General features: G+C 66.0%; 14 protein-coding genes. 10 read left to right on the top strand and 4 right to left on the bottom strand.

Annotated features, from left to right (window positions below):
• Positions 1 to 5: 5 nt before the first annotated feature.
• Genes msrP through ACEN9H_RS28170 form a run of 3 tightly spaced genes read left to right on the top strand, consistent with a single transcriptional unit; the run spans position 6 to position 1,824 of the window.
• The gene (gene msrP / locus ACEN9H_RS28180; RefSeq protein ID WP_413672894.1) at positions 6 to 983 is read left to right on the top strand and encodes a protein-methionine-sulfoxide reductase catalytic subunit MsrP; all 978 of its coding nucleotides are present in this window, start codon (positions 6 to 8) and stop codon (positions 981 to 983) included.
• 12 nt (positions 984 to 995) lie between these two features.
• Positions 996 to 1,637, top strand: coding sequence for a sulfite oxidase heme-binding subunit YedZ (locus ACEN9H_RS28175; protein WP_413672893.1), 642 nt, complete (start codon positions 996 to 998; stop codon positions 1,635 to 1,637).
• Between the two features lie 4 nt (positions 1,638 to 1,641).
• Positions 1,642 to 1,824 (top strand): hypothetical protein, encoded by a 183-nt coding sequence (locus tag ACEN9H_RS28170; protein WP_036239466.1) that lies wholly within the window; start codon positions 1,642 to 1,644, stop codon positions 1,822 to 1,824.
• Positions 1,825 to 1,870: 46 nt separating this feature from the next.
• Here ACEN9H_RS28170 and lysA read toward each other — a convergent pair whose 3' ends face one another.
• Both lysA and lptM read right to left on the bottom strand, forming a co-directional pair.
• The gene (gene lysA, locus ACEN9H_RS28165) at positions 1,871 to 3,145 is read right to left on the bottom strand and encodes a diaminopimelate decarboxylase (protein WP_413672892.1); all 1,275 of its coding nucleotides are present in this window, start codon (positions 3,143 to 3,145) and stop codon (positions 1,871 to 1,873) included.
• A gap of 11 nt (positions 3,146 to 3,156) precedes the next feature.
• Entirely contained in the window at positions 3,157 to 3,432 is a 276-nt protein-coding gene (gene lptM / locus ACEN9H_RS28160) for an LPS translocon maturation chaperone LptM (RefSeq protein WP_229412148.1), read from the bottom strand.
• Between the two features lie 41 nt (positions 3,433 to 3,473).
• On the opposite strand from lptM, the gene cyaY reads away from it, so the two are divergent.
• On the top strand, positions 3,474 to 3,803 hold the full coding sequence (cyaY, locus tag ACEN9H_RS28155) for an iron donor protein CyaY (protein ID WP_056126539.1): 330 nt from the start codon (positions 3,474 to 3,476) through the stop codon (positions 3,801 to 3,803).
• 36 nt (positions 3,804 to 3,839) lie between these two features.
• Here cyaY and ACEN9H_RS28150 read toward each other — a convergent pair whose 3' ends face one another.
• On the bottom strand, positions 3,840 to 4,430 hold the full coding sequence (locus ACEN9H_RS28150; RefSeq protein ID WP_413672891.1) for a PEP-CTERM sorting domain-containing protein: 591 nt from the start codon (positions 4,428 to 4,430) through the stop codon (positions 3,840 to 3,842).
• A gap of 158 nt (positions 4,431 to 4,588) precedes the next feature.
• Complete coding sequence (locus ACEN9H_RS28145) at positions 4,589 to 6,940, bottom strand: penicillin-binding protein 1A (protein WP_160406713.1); 2,352 nt, start codon at positions 6,938 to 6,940, stop codon at positions 4,589 to 4,591.
• Positions 6,941 to 7,238: 298 nt separating this feature from the next.
• On the opposite strand from ACEN9H_RS28145, the gene ACEN9H_RS28140 reads away from it, so the two are divergent.
• From ACEN9H_RS28140 to ACEN9H_RS28115, 6 genes are read left to right on the top strand one after another with little or no spacing between them, the layout of a single operon-like run.
• Complete coding sequence (locus ACEN9H_RS28140; RefSeq protein WP_056126544.1) at positions 7,239 to 8,312, top strand: pilus assembly protein PilM; 1,074 nt, start codon at positions 7,239 to 7,241, stop codon at positions 8,310 to 8,312.
• Positions 8,312 to 8,929, top strand: a complete 618-nt coding sequence (locus ACEN9H_RS28135) for a PilN domain-containing protein (protein ID WP_371765265.1) — start codon at positions 8,312 to 8,314, stop codon at positions 8,927 to 8,929. Before ACEN9H_RS28140 ends, ACEN9H_RS28135 begins: the two co-directional genes overlap by 1 nt.
• On the top strand, positions 8,926 to 9,594 hold the full coding sequence (locus tag ACEN9H_RS28130; protein WP_056126548.1) for a type 4a pilus biogenesis protein PilO: 669 nt from the start codon (positions 8,926 to 8,928) through the stop codon (positions 9,592 to 9,594). The genes ACEN9H_RS28135 and ACEN9H_RS28130 overlap by 4 nt, the downstream gene beginning before the upstream one ends.
• On the top strand, positions 9,591 to 10,130 hold the full coding sequence (locus ACEN9H_RS28125) for a pilus assembly protein PilP (protein WP_413672890.1): 540 nt from the start codon (positions 9,591 to 9,593) through the stop codon (positions 10,128 to 10,130). The genes ACEN9H_RS28130 and ACEN9H_RS28125 overlap by 4 nt, the downstream gene beginning before the upstream one ends.
• Positions 10,127 to 12,280, top strand: coding sequence for a type IV pilus secretin PilQ (gene pilQ, locus ACEN9H_RS28120; protein ID WP_413672889.1), 2,154 nt, complete (start codon positions 10,127 to 10,129; stop codon positions 12,278 to 12,280). Before ACEN9H_RS28125 ends, pilQ begins: the two co-directional genes overlap by 4 nt.
• Positions 12,281 to 12,306: 26 nt before the next feature.
• The gene (locus ACEN9H_RS28115) at positions 12,307 to 14,286 is read left to right on the top strand and encodes a hypothetical protein (protein ID WP_413672888.1); all 1,980 of its coding nucleotides are present in this window, start codon (positions 12,307 to 12,309) and stop codon (positions 14,284 to 14,286) included.
• Positions 14,287 to 14,288: the final 2 nt, after the last annotated feature.

Raw genomic sequence — 14,288 nt, 5'->3', positions numbered from 1 at the left:
CCGCCATGTTGATCAGAAAAAATCCGAACGGCATCGATTTGCCGTTCCCGTCCGAAATCACGCCGCGCGAGGTCTACGAAGGCCGGCGCGCGTTCCTTGCCAAGGTTGCGGCCTCGGCCGTCGTCGGCTCGTCGCTGTGGGAAATGGCCACGCGCGAAGCCTTCGCACAAGGTACGGTGCAAAAACTGCCGGCCACGCGCAACCCGGCGTTCTCGACGAACGAGAAGCAGACCTCGTTCGACGACGCGACCCACTACAACAATTTCTACGAATTCGGCACGGACAAGGCCGACCCGGCCGCCAACGCGCACACCCTGCGCACGCGGCCGTGGACCGTGCAGATCGAAGGCGAAGTCAAGAAGCCGCAAACGATCGACCTCGACCGCCTGGCCAAACTGGCGCCGCTGGAAGAGCGGATCTACCGCCTGCGCTGCGTCGAGGGCTGGTCGATGGTGATTCCGTGGGTCGGCTATTCGCTCTCGAGCCTGATCCGCCAGGTCGAACCGACGAGCAACGCGAAATACATCGAATTCACGAGCCTCGCCGACCGCAGCCAGATGCCGGGCGTGAAAAGCCGCGTGCTGGAATGGCCGTACGTGGAAGGCTTGCGCATGGATGAAGCCATGCACCCGCTCACCCTGCTGACCGTCGGCATGTACGGCCAGGTGCTGCCTAACCAGAACGGCGCGCCCGTGCGCATCGTCGTGCCGTGGAAATACGGCTTCAAGTCGGCCAAATCCATCGTCAAGATCCGCTTCCTGCGCGACCAGCCGCGCACGGCGTGGAACGGCATCGCACCCGACGAGTACGGCTTCTATTCGAACGTGAACCCGAACGTCGACCACCCGCGCTGGTCGCAGGGGACGGAGCGGCGCATCGGCGAGGGCGGCCTGTTCACGCCCAAGCGCAAGACGCTGCTGTTCAACGGCTATAACGAGGTCGCCTCGCTGTACACGGGCATGGATCTCAAGAAGTTTTATTGAGCGGGGGCTGTGATGGCGTTCAATCCGTCCCCGAGGCAGTTCAAGGCCCTGAAGGCCGCGCTGTTCGTGCTGGCGCTGCTGCCGTTCCTGCGCATGGCGTGGCTGACGGCGGCCGGGGTGCCCGTCGACCCGGTCGAATTCCTCACGCACGGCAGCGGCGACTGGGCCCTGTACCTGCTGTGCGCGACGCTCGCCATCACGCCGCTGCGGCGCCTGACGGGCTGGAACTGGGTCGTACGACTGCGGCGCATGGCGGGCCTGTTCACGTTCTTCTACGCGTTCATGCACTTCATCACGTTCCTGTGGTTCGACCATTTCTTCGACGTGGCCGCCATGTGGAAGGACGTGCTCAAGCGTCCGTTCATCACGGTGGGTTTCGCCGCCTTTGTGCTGCTGATCCCGCTGGCCGTGACGAGCACCAATGCGATGATCAGGCGGCTCGGCCGCAACTGGGCCCTGCTGCACAAGGTGATCTATGTGATCGCGCCGCTGGCGATCCTGCACTATTGGTGGATGAAGGCGGGCAAGCACAACTTCGAGCAGCCCATCGTGTGGGGCAGCGTCGTCGGCGTGCTGCTGCTGTTGCGCGTGTGGTGGAGCCTCAGCCGCGCGCGTGCCGAAAAACGTATTACACCGGCTTCCGTGCGATCATGACGACATGAAGTGGCCCCTCGCGCTGGTGATCGTCGTCGTATTGGCCCTCGTGCTCGTGTTCGGCATGGGGCGGCCGCGCTATGGCCTGCTCGAACGCTGTCTCGACCTGGGCGGTCGCTGGAACGAGCAGGCTGCCGCGTGCGCGGCGCAGATGTGGCCGGATGACCGGTCACGGGGGAGGGAGTAGGTGCTGCGCGAGAAATTGGGCCCCCGCCTGCGCGGGGGCGACGTCATTATTTGACGATGGTCTCGAGCGCGAACAGGTCGGCCGGATTCTCGCGCTTGCGGATCATATGCACCTGGTCTCCGTCGACGAGCACCTCGGCCGCGCGGCCGCGCGTGTTGTAGTTCGACGCCATCGTGAAGCCATAGGCACCGGCCGCCATCATGGCCAGCACGTCGCCCGGCTCGACGGCCAGCGCGCGGTCGCGGGCGAGCCAGTCGCCCGATTCGCACACGGGGCCGACGAGGTCGTAGGTCACCGCGCTACTATCGCGCTGCACGACCGGCTTGACGTCCATCCAGGCCTGGTACAGGGTCGGACGGGCCATGTCGTTCATGGCGGCGTCGACGACGCAGAAGTTCTTTTCCTCGCCCGGCTTCAGGAATTCGACGGACATCAGCAGCACGCCCGTGTTGCCCACGATGGAGCGGCCCGGCTCGAAGATCACCTTGATCGGCTGGCCGCCGTGCTTCTCGGCGCGCCATGCGTCCACGCGCGCGAACACGCGCTCGACGTAATGCGAGATCGGTACCGGCGAATCCTCGCCCGTGCCGTAGTCGATGCCCAGGCCGCCGCCCACGTCCAGGTGGTGCAGGTGGATGCCCTCGGCCGCCAGCGCGTCGATCAGTTCGATCAGCTTGTCCAGCGCTTCCAGCAGCGGCGCGTCGTCCAGCAACTGCGAGCCGATGTGGCAATCGATGCCGACGACGTCCAGGTGCGGCAGTTCGGCGGCGGTGCGGTAGGTGGCCAGCGCGTCCGAGAACGCGACGCCGAATTTACTCGCCTTCAGGCCAGTGGCGATGTACGGGTGGGTCTTCGGGTCGACGTTCGGGTTCACGCGCAGCGAGATGGGCGCGCGCTTGCCCATGCGGCCGGCGACTTCGTTGATGCGGTGCAGTTCGGGAATCGACTCGACGTTGAAGCACAGGATGCCCTTTTCCAGCGCCAGCGCGATTTCGGCCGCCGTCTTGCCGACGCCCGAGAAGATGACCTTGCCCGGGTCGCCGCCGGCCGCGATCACGCGCAGCAGTTCGCCGCCCGACACGATGTCGAAGCCGGCGCCCTGGCGCGCGAGCAGGTCGAGGATGGCCAGGTTGGAGTTGGCCTTCATCGCATAGCAGACCAGCGCGTCGCGGCCCGCGCATGGGCGCGCGTAGCCGGCGAAGTTTTCCAGCAGCTGGGCTTTCGAGTAGACGTAGGTCGGGGTGCCGTGTTCGGTGGCGATCCTGGACAGGGGAACGCGTTCGGCGTGCAGGACGCCGTCTTGATAAGTGAAGTGAGACATGAAATCGGTGCTTACTGTTGGGTGGCCGGCGGCGTCTGGTTGTTCGCTTCGGTATTGTTCGCATTCGAACCGGCGGCGGGGACGGTCACGCCGGCAGCGGGTGCCGGCGGGGAGATCTGGACCGCCGGAGTGGCCGTGTTCGTGGTGGTGCCGGCCGGGGCGGCGCTGGTAGGCGCGGCACCGGGACGGGCGGGGGGCTTGGGCATGTAGAGCGGACCGGTCTGGCCGCAGGCCGACAGCGCCATCAGGGTCGCCAGGCTTGTCAGGAGCGCAAATGGGGACTTCACGATTAGAATCACGGTTTGATTAGCAGACCTTGGAGTGTAGCATGACCGAATCCGAATTTTTGGCCCTGGCCGAGTCCACCCTGAACGACATCGAGCAGGCATTCGACCGCCTGTTCGAGCAGGATATCGTCGACGTCGAGTGCAAGCGCAGCGGCAACGTGCTCGAGATCGAGTTTGTCGACAACGGCTCGAAGATCATCGTCAACAGCCAGGCGCCGCTGCAGGAAATGTGGATCGCCGCCCGCGCCGGCGGCTTCCACTACAAGCGCGTGGGCGACGAGTGGCGCAACACGCGCGACGACACGGAGTTCTTCACGTCGCTGTCCGACTTCGCCACCCAGCAGGGCGGCGCGCCGGTCAAGCTGCGCTGACGGCGAAAAAAAAGCCGGCGGGCGCCGGCTTCCAGGTCAGGCCAGCGTGGCCTGCTTGCCGCGCTGGCGGCGCCGCGCGAAGCCCAGCGCACCGATGGCCATCAGTGCGATCGACGCCGGTTCCGGCACGGCCGCGGTGTCGATGAACTGCGTGTTGTTCTGCTGGGAGACGAACATGTTCAGCAGCTGGACAGGACCGTTCGCGCTGACGATCGTCGCCGTGAAGGTCAGGGTATCCCAAGTCAGCGGGGGCAGGCTGTAGATGGGCAGGCGCACGTCGGAGCAGCATGCCGCCGCGTTGTTCACGGTTCCGGACAGGACGCTGAGTCCGCCAAGCGAGAAGTCGTAGGTGGCGTCCTCGGTGAGCTGGCTGCTGCCACTCCACATCTGGTAATTGAAAATGAATCCCCCGGTGGTCTGGAACGCCTTGTTGGCGGGGGCGTTGACCGTCACCGTCAACGAATCGCCCACAGAGAGCGTCGCGCCGACGTCGCCCGTGCCGGACAGGATCGAGAAACTGGGCGCCGTCGCGGTGTAGGCCACCGAATACACGGTCGCATTGGCGGACTGTACCGAAAAGATGCTGGAAAGAAGAGCGAAAGCGATTGCAGGTATTTTTTTGAACATGTTATTGGCTCACCAGGAAAAGACAGTGTTGGACGTCGGCTTCCTGCTGAGCAATCTTCATGCCATTTTGCAATGCAAATGCTTTACCTTTTAGAAACAACAACTTGACCGAACAGTGTTCCAGGCGAGCAATTCAACTGTAAAGGCCTCCGACAGTTTCAGAACAACTCGTTGCGCACGGCGTCGCGCGACTTCTGCTCGGCCGCAGGGGCCACCGGCCCCACGTCCAGCGACTGCACGCCCGTGCCCGGCGGATTCTCGGCGTAATAGTACTCGTCGCCGTACTGCACGAGCCCCGGCGGCACCGGACGCTCGACCACCGGCTCGGACTTGAGCGCCTTCTGCATGAAGCCGATCCAGATCGGCAGCGCCAGGCCGCCGCCCGTTTCCCTGTTGCCCAGGTTGCGCGGCTGGTCGTAGCCGATCCACGCGATGCCCACCAGGTGCGGCTGGTAGCCGGCGAACCAGGCGTCGATCGAATCGTTCGTCGTGCCCGTCTTGCCCGCGATGTCCGTGCGCTTCAGCACCTGCGACGCCTTGGCGGCCGTGCCGTAGCGGGCCACGTCCTTCAGCATGCTGTCCATCAGCCAGGCGTTGCGCTCGTCGATGACGCGGTTGGCGTCGACGCCGGCGCGGTCCGGACGCGCTTCCGACAACACCTTGCCGTCGGCATCCGTCACCTTCGAGATGATGTAGGGGCTGATGCGGTAGCCGCCGTTGGCGAACACCGAATAGGCGCCGGCCATCTGCAGCGGCGTCGTCGCGCCGGCGCCCAGCGCGAGCGTCAGGTACGGCGGGTTCTTGTCCGGATCGAAGCCGAAGCGCGTTGCGTATTCCTGGCCGTAGCGGGCGCCGATCTTGTTCAGGATGCGGATCGAGATCATGTTCTTCGACTTGGTCAGGCCGCGCCGCATCGTCATCGGGCCTTCGTACTTGTTGTCGTAGTTCTTCGGTTCCCACGCCTGGCCGCCCGTCGCACCCGCGTCGAACGAGATCGGCGCGTCGTTGATCAGGGTGGCCGGCGAGAAGCCGCGTTCCAGCGACGCCGAATAGATGAACGGCTTGAACGACGATCCCGGCTGGCGCCACGCCTGCGTCACGTGGTTGAACTTGCTGCGGTTGAAGTCGAAGCCGCCCACCAGCGCGCGGATCGCGCCGTCGTCCGGGCTCACCGCGATGAACGCGGATTCCACTTCCGGCATCTGCGTGATGCGCCATGACGAATCGTCATCCTGCATGACGCGCACGACGGCGCCGCGGCGCAAGCGCCGGGTCTCGGCCGCCTTCGGCGACAGCCAGTCCTTGGCGAACGCCAGGCCGGCGCCCGTCATCGTGATGTCCTCGCCGGACGCCAGCACGGCCTTCACCTGCGTGGGCGACGCCGACATCACGACTGCCGCGACGATGCCGTCCGAGTCCGGATGCTCGGCCAGTTCCGCCTCGATGGCTTCGTCGGCCTCGCCCTTGGCGGACGGGATCTCGATGTATTTTTCCGGGCCGCGGTACGGGTGGCGGCGCTCGTAATCCATCACGCCGCGGCGCAGCGCGAGGTAGGCGGCGTCCTGGTCGGCCTTGGTGATGGTCGTGAACACGTTCAGGCCGCGCGTATAGGTGTCTTCCTTGAACTGCTCGTACACGAGCTGGCGCGCCATCTCGGCCACGTATTCCGCATGCACGCCGAACGCCGTGCTGTCCATCTTGATCTTGAGTTCCTCGTTCTTCGCCTGTTCGTACTGGGCGTCGGTGATGTAGCGCAGGTCGTGCATGCGTTGCAGGATGTACTGCTGGCGCACGCGTGCGCGCTTCGGATTGACGACCGGGTTGTACGCGGACGGCGCCTTCGGCAGGCCGGCCAGCATCGCCGCTTCCGCGACCGAGATGTCTTTCAAATCCTTGCCGAAGTAGATCTGCGCGGCCGACGAGAAGCCGAACGCGCGCTGGCCCAGGTAGATCTGGTTCATGTAGACCTCGAGGATCTGGTCCTTGGTGAGGTTCTTTTCGATCTTGTACGCGAGCAGGGCCTCGTACGCCTTGCGCTTGAGGGTCTGTTCGGACGACAGGAAGAAGTTGCGGGCCACCTGCTGCGTGATGGTCGATGCGCCCTGGCGCGCGCCGCCGGTCGCGTTGTGCACGGCCGCGCGCAGGATGCCCCAGTAGTCCACGCCGCCGTGTTCGTAGAAGCGGTCGTCCTCGATGGACAGCACGGCCTTCTTCATCACGTCCGGGATGTCCTTGAAGTGGACGAGGGTGCGGCGCTCCTCGCCGAATTCGCCGATCAGGACGTTATCGGCCGTGAAGATCCGCAGCGGCATCTTGGGCCGGTAATCGGTCAGGGTGTCGAGGGCGGGCAGGTTCGGGTACGCCATCGCCAGCGCGAACACGACCACGAGTACCCCGCAGACGGCCAGACCGGCCAGCGTGGCGAGGATGGTCAGGAGGATGCGCTTGGGTGTGTGCTTCGGCGTAGGAGACTGCGGCGCGGGGCTGGCCCCGTTTTGGGATGCTTTCATGCGTAATGTTGGTCGCTTTATTGATCCATTTCATTATAAGTCACGCTTGTATCTGAGGCACGGCGTGACAAGCGGACAATAGGTGTGAAAACAGAGGCAAGATTGATTGATATCAGAGTGAAAGGAGTGTCGTTTTCATGCTGCGCACTATTATGTTCCCGTGTAGAAATTTCTTGTCCTCAAACATCAGTATTGCTACGATTCAATACGGTGCCTGATATATATGCACTGTATTTCTACCATTTCAACAGTTCCCCAAGCGGGCGTTCAAAGAAGCAGCAGATAGGGGAGTGCGCTCGTGATCAGTCTCGGTTCCTTGTTCGGACAAAAGAGCCCGCCGCTCGTCGGGCTCGACATCAGTACGTCCGGCGTGCGCCTGGTCGAGTTGTCCGACGGCGGCAAGGGTGAGTTGCGGCTGGAGCGCCATGCGGCGGAACCGCTGCCGCGCGGCGCCGTCGTCGACGGCAACATCGAGAACATCGACGCCGTGTCGGACGCCGTGCGCCGCGTCGTGCAGAAGAGCGGCACCCGCATCAAGCACGTGGCGCTCGGCATGCCGCCGGCCGCCGTCATCACCAAGAAGATCATCCTCCCGGCCGGCCTGCCGGAAGACCAGCTCGAAGTGCAGGTCGAGTCCGAGGCCAGCCAGTACATCCCGTTCGCGCTGGACGAGGTCAGCCTCGACTTCGACGTGATCGGTCCCGTCGCCAGTTCGCCCGAGGACATGGAAGTGATGCTGGCCGCGGCGCGCCGCGAAAAGGTCGAGGACCGCGTCGCCATCGCCGAAGCGGCCGGCCTCACGGCCACCGTGATGGACATCGAATCGTACGCCGCCCGCGCCGCGCTGCAGCGCCTCCTCGACAACGACAACGGCCCGCGCGACCGCATCGTCGCGCTGTTCCAGATCGGCGCCAATGCGACCCACGTCTCCGTGCTGCAGAACGGCGAGACCGTCTACGAGCGCGAGCAGCCGTTCGGCGGCGTGCAGCTCACGCAGGACGTCGTGCGCGCCTACGGCCTCTCGTTCGAGGAAGCGGAAACGCGCAAGAAGACGGGCGACCTGCCGGACAACTACCGCGCCGACCTGCTGGCGCCCTGGCTCGAAAACGCCGCGCTGGAAGTCACGCGCGCGATCCAGTTCTTCTACACGTCGACGCCGTACACGCGCATCGACCAGATCGTCCTCGCCGGCGGCAGCGCCCAGCTGCCCGGCCTGCCCGACATCATCGCGGGCCGCACGCGCATCGCGACCTCCGTCGTGGCGCCGTTCTTCGGCATGCAGCTGGCCCCCGCCGTGCGCGAGCAGCAGCTGCGCACGGACGGTCCCGGCTATCTCGTCGCCTGCGGCCTCGCATTGCGGAGGTTCGGCTGATGATCCGCATTAACCTGCTCCCGCACCGGGAAGCGAAGCGCAAGCAGAAACAGGCCGCGTTCATCGCGCTGATGGCGCTGGGCGGCCTGGTCGGCGTCGCGCTCGTGCTGCTGGTGGGCGCGTACAACGCCAGCCGCATCGCCACGCAGAACGAACGCAACCTGGTGCTCAAGAACGCCAACGCGGAACTGGACAAGAAGATCAGCAAGATCGCCAGCCTGAAGGCCGAGATCGAGGCGCTGAAGGCGCGCCAGCAGGCCGTCGAGGACTTGCAGGGCGACCGCAACCAGCCCGTCTACCTGCTCGACGAATTGGTGCGCCAGACGCCGGACGGCGTGTACCTGAAGAGCTTCAAGCAGGAGGGCCAGCGCGTGCTGCTGAACGGCTATGCGCAGTCGCAGGAGCGCGTGGCGGAGCTGCTGCGCAACCTGTCCGGCAGCTCGCCGTGGCTGGAGCGCCCGGACCTGACCGAGGTGCGCGCGGCCACGCTTGCGCAGAGCAAGACTGGCCGCAAGGTCGTCGAATTCACGTTGAACGTCGCGATCAAGCGCGCCCGCGCCGAGGACGACGACAAGGATGCCAAGCCGTCCACGAAAAAAGCGGGCACCAAGTCATGAACATCGATCTGAAACAGTCTTTCGCCGACCTGGCGGCCCAGTTCGAGGGCCTGCAGGGACGCCATCCCGGCCTGTGGCCGCTGGCGCCGCGCCTGTTGTGCGCGGCCGGCGTGATGGCGGCCGTCCTCGGCCTCGGCTACTTCTTTTACTGGAGCAGCCAGTTCGAGGAACAGGACGCGCTGGCCGCGCAGGAACTCAAGCTGCGCGACGACTACAAGGTCAAGATGGCGCAGGCGATCAACCTGGACGCGCTGGAAGCCCAGCAGCAGCAGGTGAACCGCTACGTCGAACGTCTCGAGAAGCAGTTGCCGAGCAAGGCCGAGATGGCCGCGCTGCTGTCCGACATTAACCAGGCCGGCATCGGCCGCGGCCTGCAGTTTGAACTGTTCAAGCCGGGCCAGGTCGTCGTCAAGGATTACTACGCCGAGCTGCCGATCGACATCAAGGTCACGGGCCACTACCACGACATCGGCGAATTCGCGGCCGACATGGCCAGGATGCCCCGCATCGTCACCCTGAACAACCTGGCGCTCACCGCCGGCAAGGACGGCACGCTGTCGCTGGACGCCATCGCCAAGACCTTCCGCTACCTCGACCAGGACGAACTGGATGCGCAGGCCAAGGCCCGCAAGGCGAAGAAGACCGCCAAGAAGGGGAAGGCATGAGCCCGCGCATCGCGATCAGCGCCCTGATGGCGACCCTGCTGCTGGCCGGCTGCGGCGATTCCGACGTGCGCGAAGTGCGCGGCTGGATGGAACAGGTCAAGCGCGACACGCGCCCCGCCGTGAAGCCGCTGCCCGAGCCGAAGGATTTCCTGCCTTACGCGTACGGTGCGAAGGATGCCGTCGACCCGTTCGATGCGAACAAGCTGCTGGGCGAACTGGCCCGCGCGGCCGCGACGTCGAACAACCCGAACCAGCCGGACCTGCAGCGCCCGCGCGAGCAGCTGGAGACCTTCCCGCTCGACACCATGCAGATGGTCGGCACGATGGAAAAGGGCGGCACGCGCTTCGCGCTGCTGCAGATCGAACGCGCGCTGTACCAGGTGAAGGCCGGCCAGCGCATCGGCCAGAACTTCGGCGTCGTGACGCACGTGGGCGAGGACGCCGTCGACATCCGCGAAACGGTGCAGGACGCCGCGGGAGAATGGACCGGACGCATGACGAAGCTGGAGCTGCAAACCAAGGAGAACCGTAAATGACCCGATTCCTTTCCGCCGCGGGCGGCATGCTGCTGGCGCTCGCCACGGCCTGCGCCTGGGCCCAGGACAACGCGATCGAGTCGATCAGCGCCAACCAGCAGGGCGGCAACGTCGTCATCCGCGTGGGCATGAAGGCACCACCGAAGCAGCCGCCGATCGGCTTCTCGATCACCAACCCGGCTCGCATCGCGCTCGATTTCGGCGCCACCGCCAACGCCACCGGCAAGAACGTCCAGGACATCAACCTGGGCGACGTGCGCGGCGTGAACGTCGTGCAGGCGGGCGAACGCACGCGCCTCGTGCTGAACCTCAAGCGCGTACTGAACTACGCGACCGCCGTCGACGGCAAGGACGTCATCGTCACCGTCGAAGGCTCGGGCGCGCCCGCGCGCGCCGTCGACGCCGCGGGCGAGCCGGCCCGCGCGGCAAGCGCCGTCCCGGCCAGCCTGCCGCTGCTGCGCGACCTCGATTTCCGCCGCGGCACCAATGGCGAAGGCCGCATCGTCGTCGACCTGCCGAACGGCCAGGTCGCCGTCGACGTGCGCCAGGTCGGCTCGCAGATCCTCGTCGATTTCCTGAAAACCGGCGTGCCGCCGACCTTGCGCCGGCGCCTGGACGTGACCGACTTCGGCACGCCCGTGTCGCGCATCACGACGACGCCGCGAGGCGAGAACACGCACATGGTCGTCGAAGCGCACGGCAACTGGGAGCAGAGCGTCTACCAGAGCGACACGCAGCTCGTCATCGACGTCAAGCCCGTCAAGGAAGATCCGAACCGGCCGGCCGGCGGCGCAGGCGGCGCGGGCTACCGGGGCGAGAAGCTGTCGTTCAACTTCCAGAACGTCGAGGTGCGCCAGGCGCTGCAGGCGATCGCCGACATCTCGGGCCTGAACATCATCACGAGCGATTCCGTCACCGGCAACCTCACGCTGCGCCTGAAGGACGTGCCGTGGGACCAGGCGCTGGACGTCGTCCTGCAGGCCAAGGGCCTCGACATGCGCAAGAACGGCAACGTGTTGTGGATCGCGCCGAAGGAAGAACTGCTGACCAAGGAAAAACTGGAGCTCGAGCAGCGGGCCCAGATCTCCGACCTGGAGCCGCTGCGCTCCGAGATCTTCCAGCTGAACTACCAGAAGGCGGAAGCGTTCCGTACCGTGTTCGGCCTCGACCAGAACGGCGGCGCCAGCGGCGACGGCGGCGGCAAGAACCGCGTGCTGTCCAAGCGCGGCAGCGCCATCATCGACCCGCGCACGAACCAGCTGTTCGTGACCGACATCGCATCGAAGATCGAAGACATCCGCAAACTGATCCAGAAGACCGATATCGCCACCAAGCAGGTGCTCGTCGAGGCGCGCCTCGTGGAAGCGAACGACGGTTTCTCGCGCAACCTCGGCGCCAAGCTCGGTTTCGCCGACCTGCGCACCTTGCGCGGCGGCGACACGGGTTACCAGGTCAGCGGCAACCAGCGCGTGGCCATCGGCGGCAACCTGACGGGCGTGGGCCAGGTCACGGGCCAGACGCCGGACAAGGGCGACGGCTACACCAACACCACGCTCGTGAACCTGCCGGCGGCCGGCATCAACGGCACGAATGCGCCGTCGATCGCATTCTCGCTGTTCTCGTCGGCGGCGAACCGCTTCCTCAACCTGGAACTGTCCGCGCTGGAAGCGGACGGCAAGGGCAAGATCATCTCCAGCCCGCGCGTGGTCACCGAGGACAACGTCCCGGCCATCATCGAGCAGGGCGTCGAGCTGCCGTACCAGCAGGCCACGAGCAGCGGCGCCACGTCGGTCACGTTCAAGAAGGCGAACCTGAAGCTGGAAGTCACGCCGCAGATCACCCCGGACGGCAACGTCGTGCTGGACGTGGACGTGGCCAAGGATTCGAAGGGCGAGGCGACCGCGTCGGGCTTCGCCATCAACACGCAGCACGTGAAGACCAAGGTGATGGTCGAGAACGGCGGCACGGTGGTCCTGGGCGGCATCTACCAGATGACCGAGACCCGCAACGACGACAAGGTGCCGCTGTTCGGCGACATCCCGGTCGTGGGCAATCTGTTCAAGTCGACGTCGCGCCAGAACAGCAAGACCGAGCTGCTCGTCTTCATCACGCCCAAGATCGTGGCCGAGCGCCTGCAGAACGGCCATTGACGGAATCAACAACAAGACCCCCACACATGAACGACTTCAAGAACGACTCCACGGCGCGCCACGGCGTGCGCGTGGCCGGCCTGCTGATGGCCATGGTGCTGACCGCATGCGGCGGCGGCGGCGGCAATCCGGGCGCCGTGAGCGGCGGGACCGGCTCCGGTTCCGGCAGCACGGGGACCGGCGGCACCGGCGGTACCGGCGGCACGACCACCCCTGCGGCGCCCACCGTCTCCGTGGGCTTCACGAACGCGGCCGGCGCGTCGACCAATGCGCTCTCCGGCGCCACGCTGCTGACCGTCAATGCCACCGTGCTGGATGCGGACAAGAAGCCCGTGCCGAACGCGATCGTGACCTTCGCCACCGACAACACGCTGGCCGTGTTCTCGCCGACGGCCGCCACCGCGCTCACGGATGTCAACGGCGTCGCGAAGGTCAGCATGCGCGCCGCCAGCCTGGCCTCCGGCGGCGCGGGCACCGTGACCGCCACGTCGAGCGTCGCCGGCACGACCGTGAGCGGCACCGCGAACTATTCCGTCGGCACCACCACGCTGACGTTCGGCACCCTGTCCGCCAGCCCGGCCAGCATCCAGGCCTACGGCTCGACGGTGCTGTCGGTCGACGTGCTGAACGGTTCCAGCAAGTACACGGACCAGCAGGTCAACGTCAGCTTCAGCTCCGCGTGCGTCACGGCCGGCAAGGCGACGCTGGCCGCGACCGTGCCGACCAATAACGGCACCGTGCAGACGGTCTACCGCGACAAGGGCTGCGCCAACAACGACATCATCACCGTGACGGCCGCCGGCATCGCCAAGTCGGCGTCGGCCACGCTGGCGATCGCGCCGCCGGCCGCCGCGTCAGTGCAGTTCGTGGGCGCCACGCCGACCGCGCAATCGATCGTCGTGCGCGGCAACGGCGGCAACGGCCGCACCGAAACCGCGATCCTGACGTACAAGGTCGTCGACATCTTCGGCAATCCGCTGGCCGGCCAGCGCGTGGACTTCACGCCGGTGCCCGCGGGCGCCGACGTCGTCATCAACAAGGCCAGCGACACCACCGACGCCACCGGCAGCGTGGTCACGACGGTCAACTCGGGCGCGACCCCGACGTCGTTCCGCGTGCAGGCCACGCTGAAGGGCACCGGCACCAACGGCGGCCCGGACATTTCGACCCTGTCCGACTCGATCGTCGTGACGACCGGCCTGCCGGCGCAGCGCGGGTTCTCGCTGAGCTCGGGCTCGTTCAACGTCGAGGGCTGGAGCGTGGACAACCCGTCCGCCACGACCGTGCAGGTGATGGTGGCCGACGCCTTCGGCAACCCGGTCCCGGACGGCACGCCGGTCGTGTTCCAGACGAATATGGGGGCCATCGGCTCGTCCGACAAAGGCGGCTGCAACACCGTCAACGGCGTATGCTCGGTGGCGTTCCGCACCCAGGCGCCGCGCGTCGCGATCCCGGGCACGCCGGCCACGCCGTGCAACGCCGTCACCCCGGACGCGACCCGCCCCGGCCTGGCCACGATCTGCGCCAGCTCGACGGACGGCACGAATACCGTCTACACTCGGACCGCGATCTTCATGAGCGGCAGCGCCGTCAAATACGTCTACATGGACGCCAGCCCCACGCCGCTGGCGAGCGGGGAGATCGACCTGGGCACCCTGCCGTCCAGTGCGACCAAGAGCTTCCGGCTGCAGTTCAACGACGTGAACAACAACCCGATGCCGGCCAATTCCACGGTCGCAATCACGGGTATGCTGGGCGGCAACGCCGCGCCGGTGGTGCCCGCCACGGTGCCGAGCGTCGCGCCGCACACGAACAGCGCCGTCGACGATCCGACCGGCCTGACGGTGGGCAGCATCCCGCAGGGCTATACGCATTTGTTCAGCGTCGGCAGCACGAGCCCGACCAATTGCACGGGACCGTCCACGGCCAAGTTCAACGTCACGGTCACGACGCCCGCTGGCTCCGTAACCAGTATTCCGTTTAAACTGTCGTTCACCTGCCCATAAGT

Source organism: Massilia cellulosiltytica (assembly GCF_047325105.1).
GTDB lineage: Bacteria > Pseudomonadota > Gammaproteobacteria > Burkholderiales > Burkholderiaceae_D > Telluria > Telluria orientalis.
This window is presented reverse-complemented; position numbering and strand designations above follow the sequence as displayed.